The sequence below is a fragment of the Salinicola sp. genome (assembly GCF_982684285.1).
Map to the genome: position 1 here is coordinate 1 of NZ_CEXLVS010000078.1, position 16,075 is coordinate 16,075.

General features: G+C 65.3%; 15 protein-coding genes and 1 pseudogene. 5 read left to right on the top strand and 11 right to left on the bottom strand.

Annotated elements, in window-relative coordinates; genetic code table 11:
• The 8 genes from AC3AYF_RS08790 to AC3AYF_RS08825 all read right to left on the bottom strand — a co-directional run.
• Positions 1–982, bottom strand: a 982-nt coding sequence (locus AC3AYF_RS08790; protein WP_487779631.1) for a ligand-binding sensor domain-containing protein, incomplete at its 3' end; no start/stop codon positions are given.
• 138 nt (positions 983–1,120) lie between these two features.
• Positions 1,121–1,831, bottom strand: coding sequence for an alpha/beta fold hydrolase (locus AC3AYF_RS08795; RefSeq protein ID WP_295038597.1), 711 nt, complete (start codon positions 1,829–1,831; stop codon positions 1,121–1,123).
• A gap of 123 nt (positions 1,832–1,954) precedes the next feature.
• Positions 1,955–2,776 carry an alpha/beta fold hydrolase gene (locus AC3AYF_RS08800; RefSeq protein ID WP_295038595.1) on the bottom strand — a complete coding sequence of 274 codons (822 nt, stop codon included), beginning with the start codon at positions 2,774–2,776 and terminating at the stop codon, positions 1,955–1,957.
• Between the two features lie 113 nt (positions 2,777–2,889).
• Positions 2,890–3,594 carry a YoaK family protein gene (locus AC3AYF_RS08805; RefSeq protein ID WP_487779632.1) on the bottom strand — a complete coding sequence of 235 codons (705 nt, stop codon included), beginning with the start codon at positions 3,592–3,594 and terminating at the stop codon, positions 2,890–2,892.
• On the bottom strand, positions 3,591–4,070 hold the full coding sequence (locus AC3AYF_RS08810; protein WP_298840668.1) for a DoxX family protein: 480 nt from the start codon (positions 4,068–4,070) through the stop codon (positions 3,591–3,593). Before AC3AYF_RS08810 ends, AC3AYF_RS08805 begins: the two co-directional genes overlap by 4 nt.
• Position 4,071: 1 nt before the next feature.
• Positions 4,072–5,979, bottom strand: coding sequence for an amidohydrolase (locus tag AC3AYF_RS08815; RefSeq protein ID WP_295038589.1), 1,908 nt, complete (start codon positions 5,977–5,979; stop codon positions 4,072–4,074).
• Positions 5,976–6,302 (bottom strand): XapX domain-containing protein, encoded by a 327-nt coding sequence (locus tag AC3AYF_RS08820; RefSeq protein WP_295038587.1) that lies wholly within the window; start codon positions 6,300–6,302, stop codon positions 5,976–5,978. Before AC3AYF_RS08820 ends, AC3AYF_RS08815 begins: the two co-directional genes overlap by 4 nt.
• Positions 6,303–6,457: 155 nt before the next feature.
• Complete coding sequence (locus AC3AYF_RS08825; protein WP_295038585.1) at positions 6,458–7,138, bottom strand: hydrolase; 681 nt, start codon at positions 7,136–7,138, stop codon at positions 6,458–6,460.
• Positions 7,139–7,518: 380 nt separating this feature from the next.
• Between AC3AYF_RS08825 and betC the strand changes: the two genes are divergently transcribed.
• From betC to hemG, 5 genes are all read left to right on the top strand, one after another.
• Positions 7,519–9,033 carry a choline-sulfatase gene (gene betC / locus AC3AYF_RS08830; protein WP_487779633.1) on the top strand — a complete coding sequence of 505 codons (1,515 nt, stop codon included), beginning with the start codon at positions 7,519–7,521 and terminating at the stop codon, positions 9,031–9,033.
• Positions 9,034–9,217: 184 nt separating this feature from the next.
• Complete coding sequence (locus tag AC3AYF_RS08835) at positions 9,218–10,807, top strand: ABC-F family ATPase (RefSeq protein ID WP_487779634.1); 1,590 nt, start codon at positions 9,218–9,220, stop codon at positions 10,805–10,807.
• Between the two features lie 83 nt (positions 10,808–10,890).
• Positions 10,891–11,523 carry a cysteine hydrolase family protein gene (locus AC3AYF_RS08840; RefSeq protein WP_295038579.1) on the top strand — a complete coding sequence of 211 codons (633 nt, stop codon included), beginning with the start codon at positions 10,891–10,893 and terminating at the stop codon, positions 11,521–11,523.
• Positions 11,524–11,686: 163 nt separating this feature from the next.
• Positions 11,687–13,045 (top strand): aryl-sulfate sulfotransferase, encoded by a 1,359-nt coding sequence (locus AC3AYF_RS08845; RefSeq protein ID WP_295038577.1) that lies wholly within the window; start codon positions 11,687–11,689, stop codon positions 13,043–13,045.
• 105 nt (positions 13,046–13,150) lie between these two features.
• Positions 13,151–14,590 (top strand): protoporphyrinogen oxidase, encoded by a 1,440-nt coding sequence (gene hemG, locus AC3AYF_RS08850; RefSeq protein ID WP_295038574.1) that lies wholly within the window; start codon positions 13,151–13,153, stop codon positions 14,588–14,590.
• 36 nt (positions 14,591–14,626) lie between these two features.
• Here the strand turns inward: hemG and AC3AYF_RS08855 are convergent, their stop codons facing one another.
• The 3 genes and pseudogenes from AC3AYF_RS08855 to AC3AYF_RS08865 form a co-directional block, all read right to left on the bottom strand.
• On the bottom strand, positions 14,627–15,439 hold the full coding sequence (locus AC3AYF_RS08855; protein ID WP_295038573.1) for an HAD-IIA family hydrolase: 813 nt from the start codon (positions 15,437–15,439) through the stop codon (positions 14,627–14,629).
• A 133-nt stretch (positions 15,440–15,572) separates the two neighbouring features.
• Positions 15,573–15,698 carry a hypothetical protein gene (locus AC3AYF_RS08860; protein WP_487779635.1) on the bottom strand — a complete coding sequence of 42 codons (126 nt, stop codon included), beginning with the start codon at positions 15,696–15,698 and terminating at the stop codon, positions 15,573–15,575.
• A 42-nt stretch (positions 15,699–15,740) separates the two neighbouring features.
• Positions 15,741–16,007: pseudogene (locus AC3AYF_RS08865) on the bottom strand (NAD(P)-dependent oxidoreductase); the annotation flags it as partial.
• Positions 16,008–16,075: the final 68 nt, after the last annotated feature.

Here is a 16,075-nt window from a genome sequence, read left to right on the forward strand (position 1 = left end):
AGACATTGCCGGCTTCGTCCTCGAAGACGGGCTCGATGTCATCGGCGCTCAGACCGTCGAGATGACTGTAGTGCTGCAGTGCCGCGCCGAGCGAGCCGCTGGGGCTCGACAGATGACGACCGGCATCGGGCAGTCGCAGCAGACCTTGGCCTTGCGTCCCGATCCACAGGTTGCCGTCGCGGTCCGCGACCAGGCCCGCGGAGACGACGTCGATGGATGACGGGGCTTCCCCGGAAAACAGGATCGGGCGCACCCGGCCGGGATGAAGTTCAGCGATCCATAGCGTGCCGTCACGGGTCTGGGCGATCTGGCTGACCCAGCCCACGGGCTGGTCGGCATCGACGAATCGGTGGCTGCCGCGGGGCAGGAAGAAGAGCCGGTTCTCGCTGGCGGCCCACAGCGTGCCGTCGCGGTCGACGAAGACGGCGCGGGCGTTGTCGTCGGGAAAACCCCAGTTGGTCGAAACGGTATGCCAGCGGACCCCATCGAAACGCGCCAGGCCGTCATTGGCGGCAGCCCAGACGTCACCGTCGTGATCTCGCGCCAGCCCATAGACCGCACCGGTCGGGAAACCCGATCCCGGCCCGTAGTCGGTGAGTTCGCCATCTCGAATCAGGCTGACACCGCCGCGACGAAGACCGACCCAGAGCCCACCGCCCGGGATCGCCAGCAGGGAGGAGACGGTCGCCACGGTCTCCCCGTCAGTGGTGGCGTAGCGCTCGAAAGCATTGCCGTCGAAACGAAACAGCGAGTAGTGAGTGCCCAGCCAGAGATAGCCATCCGAGGTCTGGGCGATAGCGCCGACCTGGCCGGGTCCGTTCTCCTCGGCCGTGCCGCTCCAACTGCGGTGATGGAGCTGCTGGAGCGTCAGGTTGGAATCCAGCGCCAGTGCCGTCATGGGCATCAGCCAGATCCACCACAACCAGAGAGCGGCCGATCGTCCCATTGGCACGTTCAACCAGGCCGACAAAGCAGGTTTCATGCAGGTATCCTCACGGCCAGGCACCAGCTTCGCCCTCACCGGTCGATTGTGTCGAGAGCCCGAGGAAACTCGATATTACACCGAGCGCCTGGCATTGGCGTCATCCGCGATTCCGGTCATGATCGATGCATCAAGGTGTCAGAGACGAAGCGCTACCCGTTGCGCCCAGTCGAGCGTGGCGTCAGCCACGGCCTCCCAGCCGGGTTCGACGATCAACCTGTCACCGTATTGGGGGAACGCCAGCAGGGTGGTGGTGGCCATCGAGCGGCGATGGCGCCGGTAGCAGGCCTCGACCCGGGCACTCGATACCCGGCGACTCCTGCCTGCGCTGACCAGTAGCAGCGGGCCCCGCTCGTCGTTGGCATAGTCGATGGCGGTGCCGATCCCCAGCGCGGTCTCGAGCAACAGCCGACGGGGCGTGACGGGCGCTGGTCGGGCGTCGTGGCTTGGCGCGATCGGCGAAGGCGGCGGTGGCGCAAGAAGCTGCCAACAACCCCGGCGCGGTGTCGGACTCAGCGCGACGCCGGCGGCGCCCAGGCCGCGATCCAGCAACAGCTGGACGATGAGTCCACCGAGGCCGTGACCGACAAGCAGCGGCGGTGGCGACCCTCGGTCGAGTCCGTTGGCGTAGTGATCGACGACATGCCCGATGTTGAGTCCACGCCATCCAGCGCCCGAGCAGGAAGCGGATGTCGCCGGCCGGGATGAGGCGTCGTCGGGCGCGGTCGAGAGAGGGGGCCAGGCCGGTGCCTGGCAGAGATAGCCACAGGCGCCATAGCGGCCGATGAAGGGGCTCCAGCAGGCGGGCGTCTGGCCGATATCGTGGATGAAGACGACGCGCCGCTTCACGCCGAAATCTCCCGGTGAATACGCATGATGCGAGGCTTCGCCCTTGCCGTGTCGGTCGCGCCGATGGTGATCATCGGTACCAGTGGGAAAATCGGGGCCGGCGCCGGGGGCGCCGGCCGGTCGTCAGGAACGAGCGAACGCCAGCAGGTCGGCGTTGAGCTGGTCCTTGTGAGTGTCCGCCAGCGCGTGGCTGCCGCCCTCGTAGACCGTCAACCGGGCGTCGGGGATCAACTCCACGCTCAGGCGGGCGGCGCCCTCGATGGGCACGATCTGATCGTCGTCGCCATGAATGATCAGCGTCGGCACGTCGAAGGCCCGCAGGTCCTCGGTGAAATCGGTCTCCGAGAACGCCTTGACGCAGTCATACTCGTTTTTTAGCCCGCCCATCATGCCCTGCTGCCAGAAGGCATCGCGCTGGCCCTGGCTGATCTCCGCCCCGTCGCGGTTGGCACCGAAGAACGGTGTGGTCAGATCCTGGAAGAACTGCGAGCGGTCCTTGGCCACGCCTTCCCGGATACCGTCGAAGACCGCCATCGGCAGGCCGTTGGGGTTATTGGGGCTCTCTACCATGATGGGTGGCACCGCGCCCATCAACACGGCCTTGGCGATGCGCCGGGTTCCGTGGCGTCCGATGTAGCGCGCGACTTCGCCACCGCCGGTGGAGTGGCCGACCAGAATCGCCTCCTGCAGATCCAGCGATTCGATCAGTTCGGCCAGGTCATCGGCGTAGGTATCCATCTCGTTGCCGTGCCACGGTTGGCTGGAACGTCCATGGCCGCGGCGGTCGTGGGCGATGCAGCGAAAACCGTGCTCGGCCAGGAACATCATCTGGCTCTCCCAGGCATCGGCGCACAGCGGCCAGCCGTGGCTGAAAACGACGGGCTGACCGGCCCCCCAATCCTTGTAATAGATGTCGGTGCCATCGCGTGTCGTGATCGTTGTCATCGGAAGCACTCCTCTTAGCGTGTCGAGTTGTCTTGACGTCGGGTCGGCATTTACCGCCCGGTGGCACTCGGTGGCCTTGCCACCGAGAAGGGGGGACGTTGGTGCGTGTCGCCTCAGCGTTCATCGACCGCCCCGGCTGAGTCGCTATGGGCCGGTGGACGTCGGCGCCAGGCGACCAGCGTCATCGCGGCGAGCAGCGCCACGGGCAGTAGCAGCGCGACGAACAGCATCTCGCGATAGGCGACGGCACCGGCGATGGCGCCGAGCCCGAATGCCGCCACCGCCGGCAGGGTCCTGGAGAGGCGACCTCTGGCCTTTTGCCGCACTTCCTGCGAGCAGCGCCGTCCGATCAGATCGACGATATCGAGCACGGCCTGGGTCACGTTGCCGGTCATCACGGTGTTGGGGACGCCGACTCGCACGATCAGTCGACTATGGGCGTTCTGAATGCCCATCGCCGAGGCGCCGGTCATGCCGCAGAGGATGACGCTCATGTCGTCGGGATCGACGACCGGTGAAACCTGAATGCCCATCAGGCAGAAAGCTAGCAGCAACATCGTCTGGGTGGCGTAGAGCACACTGGGCGCCAGGGGCCGCGGCAGCCACCTGACCAGAAAACTGCTCAGTACGACGCCGGCCACGAAGGCGGGAAACGCCAGCAGCTTGATGAGCGCACCCTCTGCGAAGCCACCGGCCTGCGCCCCGATCAGCACGAAGTTGCCGGTCACGTGGGCGGTGAACAGCCCGAAGAGGGCAACGAAGCCGAGCGTGTCGACGTAGCCCGCGATGCCGGCGAGTACGGTGTCCTCGTGCTTCATGATCTTTCCTCCGATGACGTCTCGGAGCGCCGTGTGTCAGCGAGTGGTGTGTCAGAACCGGGTGTATCGGAGAGTCGCGTCACGAGAACCAGTGCGGCGATCAGGCCGAGATGCTCGAAGAAGGCGTTCATCGCCATGAAGCGGGCTTGGCCGGTGAGGTTCCAGAAATCGTTGGCGACCAGCATCGCCACCAGCGTCAGGCAGCCGAGCGCGCCGGCGCCGAGCCATGTCCAGCGGTTGAAGATGATGCACAGCGAGCCTGCCAGTTCGATGATGATCGCAAGCGTTGCCCACAGCCAGGCGGGATGAAGGCCGAAATGGGCCTGCTCCTGGATGGCGGCCTCGAAGTGCCAGAGTTTGTCGAGACCACCGATCAGGTAGGCAGAGGCCAGTCCGGTCCGGGCCAGCCTCAGCATGCCGGGCTGGCTTACCAGGGCCGCGACCCAGCGCGGATTACGCGCACTCGTCAGGTTCACCTCACACCGCCCAGCAGGCGCAGCCAAGCGCGCCCCAGAAGGCTTTCAGGTCCGAGGCCGGCGCCTGGCTGGCCCAGGCGCGCGCATGATCGTGGCCGTGGACGGTGCAACCGGAGGCACAGCCGCACGCGCTGGCGGAGACGCGCATCACCGGTGCCGGGTTGGCGGCCGCTTCCGCCTCCTTCCAACCGGCGTAGCCTCCGTAACGGTTGACCGGCGACCAGTCCGGCATGGCCGGGGGTGGGGCGTCGTCCAGCCCCGCGAAATCCGCCGTTGCGTAGACCACGCGTCCGCCGACCACGGTCAGTTGCGAGCTGGCATGGGCGATCTCGTCTTCGGCGCAGGTAAAGAAGTCCCGGTCCGGGACGATCAGATCGGCCAGTTGGCCCGCCGCGATGCGCCCCTTGTTGCCCTCCTCGTTGGAGAACCAGGTGACCTTCTCGGTCCACATCCGCAGCGCCGTATCGCGATCCAGGCAGTGATGCCGTGGGTAGAGTCGCAGGCCGCCGACGGTCTTGCCGGTCACCAGCCAGGCCAGCGAGACCCAGGGGTTGTAGGAGGCGACACGCGTGGCGTCGGTGCCGGCCGAGGTGCGCACGCCCAGTTCCAGCATCCGCGCGATCGGCGGCGTCGCCTCGGCGCTCCCGGCGCCATAGCGCTCGACGAAGTACTCGCCCTGATAGGCCATGCGATGCTGCACCGCAATGCCGCCACCTAGCGCCGCGATCCGCTCCATGGAGCGCTCGGAGACGGTTTCGGCGTGATCGAAGAACCAGTGGATGCCTTCGAGCGGGATCTCCTGGTTGACCTTTTCGAACACGTCCAGAGCCCGGCTGATGGTCTCGTCGTAGGTGGCGTGCAACCGCCACGGCCAGCGATTCTGGGCGAGCACGCGGACCACCTCCTCGAGTTCGCCCTCCATCTCCGGCGGCATGTCGGGCCGGGGTTCGCGGAAGTCCTCGAAATCGGCCGCGGAGTACACCAGCATCTCGCCGGCGCCGTTATGGCGGAAATAGTCGTCGCCCTGTTTGTAGGTGGTCGAGCGGGTCCAGCTCAGGAAGTCCTGCTTCTCCTCCTTGGGCTTCTGGGTGAACAGGTTATAGGCGAGACGCACCGTCAGCTCGCCGTCGTCCGCCAGCTTCTGAATCACCGCGTAGTCTTCGGGGTAGTTCTGGAAGCCACCGCCGGCATCGATGACGCTGGTGACGCCGAGCCGGTTGAGATCGCGCATGAAGTGACGCGTCGAATTGAGCTGATAGTCGAACGGCAGCTTGGGACCCTTGGCCAACGTCGAGTAGAGAATGGTGGCGTTGGGACGCGCCAGCAGCAGGCCGGTGGGGTTGCCCTTGCCATCCCGCAGGATTTCGCCGCCCGGAGGCTCGGGCGTCTCCCGGGTGTAGCCCACGGCGCGTAGCGCGGCGGCGTTGAGCAGCGCGCGGTCGTACAGATGCAGGATGAAAACCGGGGTGTCCGGTGCGACGGCGTTGAGTTCGTCGAGCGTCGGCAGGCGTTTCTCGGCGAACTGGTTCTCGGTGAATCCGCCGACGACTCGCACCCACTGCGGTGGCGGGGTGATCGCGACCTGTTGTTTGAGCATGCGCATGGCATCGGCCAACGACGGCACGCCGTCCCAGCGCAGCTCCATGTTGAAATTCAATCCGCCGCGCACGACGTGGGTGTGGTTGTCGATCAGCCCCGGCAGCACCGGTTTGCCTCGCAGGTCGATGACCTGGGTGCTGGCGTTGGCCAGCGCCATGATGTCGCGGGTCGTGCCCACTTTCGAAAAGCGGCCGCCCTGGATGGCGACGGCTTCCGCTTGCGGTTGCGAGGGATCCAGGGTGGTGATCCGCCCGTTGACCAGAATCAGATCGGGGAGTGACGGTGAGGCGGAATTGTCTGAGCGGTTCATGACGGACGTTCCTCCGAGGCTGGCGGGTTGTCGTCGCCGTGGGCCGAGGGCTCGCATGGCGGTGGCTCCAGCGGGCGCTGGCCGTTGTGTCTGCCTGGCAGTACGCCGAGGATGTGATTGCTGCAGTCGGACCGATGCCAGGCCGAGGCCAGCGAGGTGCCCGCCAGCACGTGTTTGGCCACCGGAATCACCTGCTCGCCGCAGAGCATGCCCAGCAGCCCCAGGAGCGCCACGATCGGCGGGGCCGGTGAACGAACCTGCAGCAGGCTGTAGAGGATGCCGACCAGTACGCCGGCACCGATGGAGAGCAGATAGAGCTTCATGGCCGCACTGACCTCTCGGGACGATTGGCGGAAGGTGGGACGCGCGAGCCGATCCGCTCTCGACCTCGCCTTCCAGGCGAGCGTCGAAAGAACGGGACTTGCCTGGCGTGAGCGCCGGATTGGTCGTTCTGGTTTGGTCGTGATAGGGCGAGCGCTCAGCGCGCGGGAACCGGCTCCTCGGTCGGGCCATGTTTCACCCGCTCGTCTGCGCCGTGCACCATGGTGTAGGCGTAGTCGACCCCCATGCCGTAGGCGCCGGAGTGCTCCTTGACCAGTGCCATGACGGCGTCGTAGGTATCCTTGTGCGCCCAGTCGCGCTGCCACTCCAGCAGCACCTGCTGCCAGGTCATCGGCACGACGCCGGCCTGGATCATGCGTTGCATGGCGTAGTCGTGCGCGTCCTTCGAGGTGCCGCCGGAGGCATCGGCGACCATGTAGATCTCGTAGTCCGCATCGTGCATGGCGGAGAGCGCGAAGGTGTTGTTGCAGACCTCCGTCCACAGACCGGCGACGACGACCTTGTTGCGGCCATTGTTGGCCAGGGCGTCGCGCACTTTCTGGTCGTCCCAGGAGTTCATGGACGTGCGCTCGAGAATGGGGAGATCCGGAAAGACGGCGAGCAGTTCGGGAAAGGTATGCCCGGAGAAACTGAGCGTTTCCACCGTGGTGATGGTGGTGGGGATGCCGAAGATGCTGGCGGCCTTGGCCAGCCCCACCACATTGTTCTTCAGCACCTGGCGATCGATGGACTGCACGCCGAACGCCATCTGCGGCTGCTGGTCGATGAAAATGATCTGACAGTTGTTCGGCGTCAAGACTTCCAGTTTCGGTGACATGATCAGCCCCTTCTCGATGAGTGATGGTGAAAAGCCGTGATCGAATCGAGGGCGGACGGCACCGTAGCCCTTCCCGTGCCATGAGTCGCTCGACGCTTGGTGACCAGATTACGCAATGGCAGCGGGCGAAAATTGGACGAAACGCCGACTTTTGGAACGACTCGGCGGTGTCGGGTGAAGATTCACTGACATCGAGGAGGTCTCTGCGGCAGGAGCGGTTGGCGATAGCGCGAGCGGAAGCCAGCCCAAGCCTCGCTTGGCCTCAGGCGCCGAATTGATCGTTTGCGCCACTCCCTGCCCGGCGCGCAAGCTGAGACGTCAACGCGAGCGCCAAATCCAACTTGGCTCGAACGCCCAATCCAACGACGCAGGGAGGGAGCATGACGCGACCGAATATTCTGGTGCTGATGGCCGATCAGGTGAATGGCACGCTGTTCGAGAACGGGCCGGCAGATTTTCTGCATGCGCCGAACCTGAAGAAGCTGGCCAGGCGAGCGGTGAACTTCAACAACGCCTACACGCCGAGCTATCTGTGTGCGCCGGGTCGTGCGGCCTTCATGTCGGGCCAGTTGCCGTCGCGCACCGGCGTCTACGACAACGCCGCCGAATTCCGCTCCGCGGTGCCGACCTGGGCCCATCATCTGCGTCGCGCAGGCTATTCGACCTGCCTCTCCGGCAAAATGCACTTCGTGGGGCCGGACCAGTTGCACGGCTTCGAGAAGCGCCTGACCACCGACGTCTATCCCGCCGACTTCGGCTGGACGCCGGACTATCGCAAACCCGGCGAGCGCATCGACTGGTGGTATCACAATCTGGGCTCGGTCACCGGCGCAGGCGTCGCCGAGATCTCCAACCAGATGGAGTACGACGACGAGGTCGCCTTCCACGCCGAGCAGAAACTGTTCGATCTCTCCCGCGGCCACGATCCGCGGCCCTGGGCGATGTGCGTGAGCTTCACCCCCCCCCACGATCCTTATGTCGCGCGGCGCCAGTTCTGGGACCTGTACGAGGATTGCGAACACCTCGATCCAGAGCAGGACGTGGTGCCCTTCGACGAGCTCGACCCGCACAGTCGGCGGATCTTCGAGGCCAACGACTACACGAAATTCGATATCCAGCCTGAAGACGTGCGCCGGGCACGGCGCGGCTATTTCGCCAATATCTCCTATATCGACGACAAGGTCGGCTCGATTCTGGACGTGCTGGAACGGACCCGGATGCTCGACGACACCATCATCGTGGTCTGCTCCGATCACGGCGACATGATCGGCGAGAAAGGGCTGTGGTTCAAAATGAGTCCGTTCGAGGGCTCCTCGAGAGTCCCGCTGATGATCGCCGCGCCGGGACTGGAGCCGCGTTCGGTGGAGACGCCGGTTTCGACCATCGATGTCAACGCCACACTGGCCGAGCTGGTGGGGATCGATCTCTCCGAGGTCGAACCCTGGACCGATGGCCAGTCGCTGTTGCCGTTGGCCCGGGGCGGCACCCGCGAGGCGCCGGTCTACATGGAGTACGCCGCCGAGGGCACCCAGGCACCGCTGGTCACGATTCGCGAAGGGCGGTGGAAGTTCAACCACTGCGAGATCGACCCGCCGCAGCTGTTCGATCTCGAGGCGGATCCCCACGAGACCCGCAACCTGGCCGACGACCCGGATCACGCGGGGACGCTGGCGACGTTCCAGGCCAAGGTCCGCGAGCGCTGGGACATGCAGCGCTTCGACGCCGAGGTGCGCGAAAGCCAGGCCCAACGGCTGATCGTCTACGAAGCGCTGCGCAACGGGCACTACTACCCGTGGGATCATCAGCCGTTGCAGGATGCCTCCCAGCGCTACATGCGCAATCACATGGACCTCAACATCGTCGAGGAGTCCCAGCGCTTCCCCCGCGGCGAGTGAAAATCCGCCCCGGCGAGGGCCCTTCGCGCAATCTGTCGGCATGCGGCGTATGAGCGAGCGCCGCATCCGCGTACAATCCGCATGAGACGAACGTCCAAGACGAAAGTCGAGCCTGCCTCGGCTTTCGTCGTTTCGTTTCCTCTGTCGTCGTTTCATTCACGCCGTTTCCGCGAGATTCCCCGCTGTGCTCTCTACTGCCAATATCACCATGCAGTTTGGCCCCAAGCCGCTGTTCGAGAACGTCTCCGTCAAATTCGGCGGTGGCCATCGCTACGGCCTGATCGGCGCCAACGGCTGCGGCAAGTCCACCTTCATGAAGATCCTGGGGGGCGACCTGGAGCCGACCGGCGGCCAGGTGATGAAGGACGCCACCACGCGGCTGGGCAAGTTGCGCCAGGATCAGTTCGCGTTCGAGGACGAGCGCGTGATCGACACCGTGATCATGGGCCACGAGGAGTTGTGGGAAGTCACCGCGGAGCGTGAGCGCATCTACTCCCAGGCGGAGATGAGCGACGAGGACGGCATGAAGGTCGCCGACCTGGAGGTCCGCTTCGCCGAACTCGAGGGCTATACCGCGGAGTCCCGGGCCGGTGAACTGCTGCTGGGGCTGGGCATCCCGCTGGAGCAGCACACCCAGCCGATGAGCGTGGTGGCACCGGGCTGGAAGCTGCGCGTGCTGCTGGCCCAGGCGCTGTTCAGCGATCCCGATGTGCTGCTGCTCGACGAGCCCACCAACCATCTGGACATCAACACCATCCGCTGGCTGGAAGAGATCCTGCGGGCGCGCAGCTCGACCATGATCATCATCTCCCACGACCGCCACTTCCTGAACAGCGTCTGCACCCATATGGCGGATCTCGACTACGGCGAGTTGCGGCTGTTCCCCGGCAACTACGACGAGTACATGATCGCCGCCACCCAGGCCCGCGAGCGCCTGCATGCCGACAACGCCAAGAAGAAGGCCGAGATCGCCGAGCTGCAGCAGTTCGTCAGCCGCTTCTCGGCCAATGCGTCCAAGGCCAAGCAGGCCACCTCGCGCCAGCGCAAGATCGACAAGATCCAGCTCGAGGAGGTCAAGCCCTCGTCGCGGGTCAGCCCGTTCATCCGGTTCGAGCAGAGCAAGAAGATCCACCGCCATGCGCTGACCGTGGAAAAGCTCTCCAAGGCGTGGGGCGACAACGTGCTGTTCGAGCGTTTCGGGCTGCAGGGCGAGGCCGGCGAGCGGGTCGCCATCATCGGCCCCAACGGCATCGGCAAGACGACATTGCTCAACTGCCTGGTCGGCACGATGACGCCGGATGCGGGCGAGGTGAAGTGGACCGACGCGGCAGAAGTGGGCTATTTCGCCCAGGACCACGCCGCCGATTTCGAGAGCGGCGAGACGCTGTTCGAGTGGATGCGCCAGTGGACCACCGAGGGCGAGCAGACGGTGCGTGGCGCACTGGGCCGCATGCTGTTCTCCAACGACGACATCGGCAAGTCGGTGAAGGTGATCTCCGGCGGCGAACAGGGGCGCATGCTGTTCGGCAAGCTGATCCTGCAGAAGCCCAACGTGCTGGTGATGGACGAGCCCACCAACCACCTCGACATGGAGTCGATCGAGGCGCTCAACCTGGCGCTGGAGAACTACCCCGGGACCTTGATCTTCGTCAGCCACGACCGCGAGTTCGTCGGCTCGCTGGCGACCCGCATCATCGAGATGAAAGAGGATGGCATCGTCGATTTCAGCGGCAACTACGACGACTATCTGCGCAGCCAGGGCGTATACGGCTAGCGTTCGCAGCACTACCGCTCTCTGACCGGGTTTGGGCTACGCTGAACGACAGCGAGTCCATTCCCTGCCAGGAGCCTTCCGTCATGACATCCGCCCTCTCCCAGCGCATCGATCCGGTCAAGACCGCCCTGGTACTGATCGAATTCCAGAACGACTTCACCACGCCCGGTGGCGTACTCCACGATGCCGTCAAAGCCGTCATGGCGCGCGAGGACATGCTGGCCAAGACCCAGCGTCTCGTCGCCACGGCACGGGCGGCGGGTGTCAGTGTGCTGCATGCACCGATCCACTTCGCGGCCGGCTATGGCGAGATCACGTCTCGGCCCTACGGCATCCTCGCGGGTGTCGTCGACGGCAAGGCCTTCGTCAAAGGCGAATGGGGCGCCGAGATCTGCGATACCCTGACGCCGCAGGCCGACGACATCGTCATCGAGGGCAAGCGCGGTCTGGATACCTTTGCCTCGACCAACCTCGATTTCATCCTGCGCAGCAAGGGGATCGAAACCATCGTCCTGGCCGGATTCCTGACCAATTGCTGCGTGGAATCGACCATGCGCTCGGGCTACGAGAAAGGCTTCGAGGTGCTGACACTGACCGACGGCGTCGCCGCGACCAGCGAGGCCGAGCATGATGCCGCGATCCGCTACGACTACCCGATGTTCTCCAAGCCGATGACGATCGCCGAGTTCACCGAGCGGTTGCCGGACGCCGTTTAGGCGCCGAACATTTCCGGGTGGGGATCGAAATGGCGTGGCGAGGGTCTATGGACGAGCCGGCGGTGACGCATCGCTGTCATCATCGGCCAGACAAGGACCGCCGGCATGTTGTCATGCCGGCCAGACCCGCACAGGGCGGGACTCGACGAAGGAGCGACGAGCGATGATGTCACGGAGAGGATCCGTTTCGGTACTGCTGGGCGCCTGGCTGATGGCCACGGCGACCACGGCGTTGGCCTTGCCCAGCAGCTTTCCCACCGGCACCACCTACTATGATCCCGAGCGGGCCTACAACGGCTTCGTGCTGTTCCCCGGCGGCGATCGCAAGACCCACCTGATCGACATGAACGGCAACGAAGTGCACCGTTGGGACTACGAGAGCTTCCCCCCCATTCCGCTTTCCGCCGACCAGGCCGGCGGCGAGAAGGGCCATCTGCTGGTGCAGCTGGCACGGGCCGAGAAGCTCCCCGAGCACGCCAGCCCCGGCAACGGTCTCACCAACGCCTCCGTGGCGGAGGTGAACTGGGACGGCGACGTGAAGTGGCAGTGGGGCAGCCGGCAGGATCCGGTCTACCAGCATCACGACATGCGCCGCCTGCCCAACGGCAACAACCTGGTGATGACCGCCGAGATGCGGGAACTCAACGGCTTCGATTATCCGATCATCGAGAACGGCATCGAGGAGGTCGATGACGAGGGCCGGGTGGTATGGGCGTGGAAGTCAGGCGATCATCTCGACGAGATGGGGTTTTCCGATGCTGGCCTGCGCGCGCTCAAGGATTCCGAGGATCCCGACTTCCTGCATCTGAACACGGCCGTACCGGTGGGACCCAACCGCTGGTACGACGCCGGCGACGAGCGCTTTGCGCCGGACAATATCCTGGTCAACTCGCGCAACGCCAACGTCACTTTCATCGTCGACCGGCAGAGCGGCGAGATCGTCTGGCGTATCGGCCCCGATCTGCCGGCCCTGCAGCTCAATGGCAAGCTTGGCCGCCCCGTGGATCAGACCGTGGGGTCCCACGATGTCCACCTCATCCCCGAGGGCCTGCCGGGCGCCGGCAACCTGCTGATCTTCGACAACCAGGGCAATGCCGGCTTCCCGCCCTCGAAGCAGGGGTTCTTCTCTTCGTCCCGCGTGATCGAGGTGAATCCGAGCAGCGGCAAGATCGTGTGGCAGTACACCGGCAATATGTCGGGACGTTCGCCCTACACCTTCTACAGCTCGTTCATCTCGAGCGCGCGGCGGCTGCCCAACGGCAATACGCTGATCGACGAGGGCCAGGACGGCCGGCTGTTCCAGGTCACGCCGGAAGGCGAGATCGTGTGGGAGTACGTAAGCCCGTTCTTCGGCAAGTCGATGCCGAGCGACGACTACGTCACCAACCAGGTCTATCGCGCGCAGCTGGTGGATTACGACTGGGCACCCGACGGCACCCCCCACGAGGAGACCGCGGTGATGCCGGACTGCGACATCTACGTGGCGGCGCCCGGCTGTCATCCGGGCGAGCCCGGCGAATGAGCGTTCCCACCGGCCGGCGTGGCGGCAAGACGCCGCACGCCGGCGGGATGCGGGGCGAGCGATGTCTGCGTAGACTTCACATGACACTCTCCCGCGCGAGCCCCCATGACCAGCCATGTTCCAGACGTTCCGGCCAATACGCCCGCCGACCGACATGAAGCGCCTTCCGCCACCCTGATCGTCGGCGCCGGGGCCACCGGCCTGGCCGCCGCCTGGGCCCTGGCCAAGCGCGGCCGGAGCGTCACCGTGCTCGAGGGCAATGACCAGGTTGGCGGCAACCTGCGTACCGAGCGCGATGGCGAATGGCAGATCGAGCACGGCCCCAACACCGTGATCATGAAGCCGCCGCTCTACGCGCTGCTCGACGAACTCGACCTGCTCGACGAGGCACAACCGGCCAACGCCATCGCCAACAAGCGCTACGTGGTGATGGACGGCAAACCGGTGGCGCTGCCGATGAAGCCGATCGAGGCGTTGACCAGCCCGCTCATCGGCTGGCGCGGTTGGGCACGGCTGGCTAGAGAGCCTTTCATCGGTCGCTCGAGCGCACCGGAGGAGACCCTCGCCGCTTTCGTCGAACGTCGCCTCGGCCCACGAATTCTCGCGCGCATGGTCGATCCGTTCGTCTCCGGCGTCCATGCCGGTGATCCGAACCGGTTGTCGGTCCAGGCAGCGATGCCGCGGCTGGCGGCGATCGAGCGCGAGCACCGCTCGCTGATCGTCGGCGGCCTGACACGCCTGCGGCAGTCGCGTCGCGACCCGGCGGGCGTTCCCGTCGAGTGGCGTGGCAAGCTGGTGAGTTTCCCCCGGGGCTTGCAGCATCTCGCCGCGCGGCTGGCGCAACGCATTGCCGCCAAGCCGACGGCTGCCATTCATACCGGCTGCTCCGTGCAGGGCGTTCGTCGCGAAGGCGAGCAGTGGGTCGTCGTGGACGATCAGGGTCGGGAATGGCGCGCCGAGTCGCTGGTGCTGGCGGTACCGGCGCCAGTCGCGGCACGGCTGCTGGCGCCATTGGCCCCGGCGCTGGCGGAACCGCTGGCGGCCATCGCCTATCCGCCGGTCAACGCCATCGCGCTGGGCTTTCGCGAGCAGGATATCGCCCACCCGCTGGATGGGTTCGGCGTGCTGATTCCCCGCTCGGAAGGGCGGCGCACCCTGGGGGCGCTGTTCTCGTCGACGCTATTTCCCAACCGTGCACCGGCGGGCCACAAGCTGCTCAATGAGTTCATCGGCGGCCGCCAGGACCCGGGTGCCACCGACGGCGATGATGCGGCGCAGGTGGCGCAGGTCATCGACGATCTTCGCGATCTCCTGGGGATTCATGGCGAGCCGGTGTGGCAGAAGGTAACGCGCTGGCCACAGGCCATCCCGCAGTACGAGCTCGGACACCTGGAGCGCATCGCGGCGCTGGACGCTGCGCTTCAGGGCCATCCAGGCCTGCACCTGGCGGGCAACTGGCGCGGGGGGATCGCGGTAGGGGATTGTCTCGAGAATGGCCGACTGCTGGGCGCAAGGCTGATGGGTGAAAAGCTGCTGGACGACTGACGAGGCGATGATCGAATCGCCAGCCGTCCGGCAAACTCACTTGTCCACCAGCTCCGCCACCGACGACATGATCTCCTTGGGCCGGAACGGATAGCGTTCGATCTCGGCCTTGTCGGCGATACCGCTCAGCACCAGCACCGTGTGCATCCCCGCTTCGATGCCGGCGACGATGTCGGTATCCATGCGGTCGCCGATCATGCCGGTGCCGTCGGAGTGGACACCCAGCTTGTTCAGCGCCGAGCGAAACATCATCGGGTTGGGTTTGCCGACGATATAGGGTTTGCGCCCCGTCGCTTCGGTGATCAGCGCGGCGACCGCGCCGGTGGCCGGCAGCACGCCTTCCTGGCTCGGCCCGGTGGCATCGGGGTTGGTGCAGATGAAGCGGGCGCCCTGGTTGATCAGCCGAATCGCCTTGGTGATCGCCTCGAACGAGTAGGAGCGGGTCTCGCCGATCACCACGTAGTCCGGCTTGGCGTCGGTCATGATGAAACCGGCCTCGTGGATCGCCGTGGTCAGGCCGGCCTCGCCGACGACGAAGGCCGAGCCCCCCGGAGCCTGATCGCGCAGGAACGCCGCCGTGGCCAGCGCCGAGGTCCAGATCTTCTCCTCGGGGACCTCCAGGCCGCTGTGTCGCAGGCGCGCGCTGAGATCGCGGGGGGTGAAGATCGAGTTGTTGGTCAGTACCAGAAACGGAATCTCCCGCTCCCGCCACTGGTTGATCAGGTCCGCGGCACCGGGAATGGCCTTGTTTTCATGTACCAGCACGCCGTCCATGTCCGTCAGCCAGGACTTGATGTTGCGTCGACTCGCGGTGTTGTCTTTCTTGCTGGCCTCTTTATTACCGGACATAGGACCCCTTGGCATCCGCCTGTGGATAAATCGAAAGTCGTGATCTGGTGCTCAGCCAGTTTACAGCCAGTTTAGCAAGTTGTGGCGTCGGGTGGCGGCCGACGTTGGTGGCGACTCGCGTCCTGATGACGGCTCAATACCCCCGCTCGGCATCGGCCAGATCGTCGACATGCCCGATCTGCTCGAAGCGCTCGATATTGGCGGCGACGATGCGGCTGCCGGTGGGCGCGTCGATCAGCGAGGCGATGTGGGGCGTCACCGTGATCCTGGGGTGCGACCAGAACGGATGCTCGCTCGGCAGCGGCTCGACTTGGAAGACGTCCAGGGTGGCATGGCTCAGTTGGCCCTCGTCCAGAGCCGCGATGAGATCCGCCTCGACCAGGTGCTGCCCCCGGCCGGCGTTGATCAGGCTGGCGCCTCGCGGGAGCCTGGCGAAGAGTGCGCCATCGAGAATGCCCGTCGTCGCGTCGGTCAGCGGCAGCAGGCAGACCAGGATCTCGCAGCGGTGGACGAAGGTATCGAATTCGGCCTCGCCGGCGTAGGTGATGACACCTTCGATCTCGATAATCTTAGTGAGCTGTTTTTACATCAGCTTGAGAAATTCTCGATTCATCAGGGGCAAGTGTTTTTAACTAA

Bases quoted from the DNA above. Each gene is read 5' to 3' on its own strand.
- AC3AYF_RS08800 (WP_295038595.1), bottom strand. From the start codon at position 2,776: ATGACAACGATCACGACACGCGATGGCACCGACATCTATTACAAGGAT.
- AC3AYF_RS08805 (WP_487779632.1), bottom strand. From the start codon at position 3,594: ATGAAGCACGAGGACACCGTACTCGCCGGCATCGCGGGCTACGTCGAC.
- AC3AYF_RS08815 (WP_295038589.1), bottom strand. From the start codon at position 5,979: ATGAACCGCTCAGACAATTCCGCCTCACCGTCACTCCCCGATCTGATT.
- AC3AYF_RS08820 (WP_295038587.1), bottom strand. From the start codon at position 6,302: ATGAAGCTCTATCTGCTCTCCATCGGTGCCGGCGTACTGGTCGGCATC.
- AC3AYF_RS08825 (WP_295038585.1), bottom strand. From the start codon at position 7,138: ATGTCACCGAAACTGGAAGTCTTGACGCCGAACAACTGTCAGATCATT.
- betC (WP_487779633.1), top strand. From the start codon at position 7,519: ATGACGCGACCGAATATTCTGGTGCTGATGGCCGATCAGGTGAATGGC.
- AC3AYF_RS08840 (WP_295038579.1), top strand. From the start codon at position 10,891: ATGACATCCGCCCTCTCCCAGCGCATCGATCCGGTCAAGACCGCCCTG.
- AC3AYF_RS08845 (WP_295038577.1), top strand. From the start codon at position 11,687: ATGATGTCACGGAGAGGATCCGTTTCGGTACTGCTGGGCGCCTGGCTG.
- hemG (WP_295038574.1), top strand. From the start codon at position 13,151: ATGACCAGCCATGTTCCAGACGTTCCGGCCAATACGCCCGCCGACCGA.
- AC3AYF_RS08855 (WP_295038573.1), bottom strand. From the start codon at position 15,439: ATGTCCGGTAATAAAGAGGCCAGCAAGAAAGACAACACCGCGAGTCGA.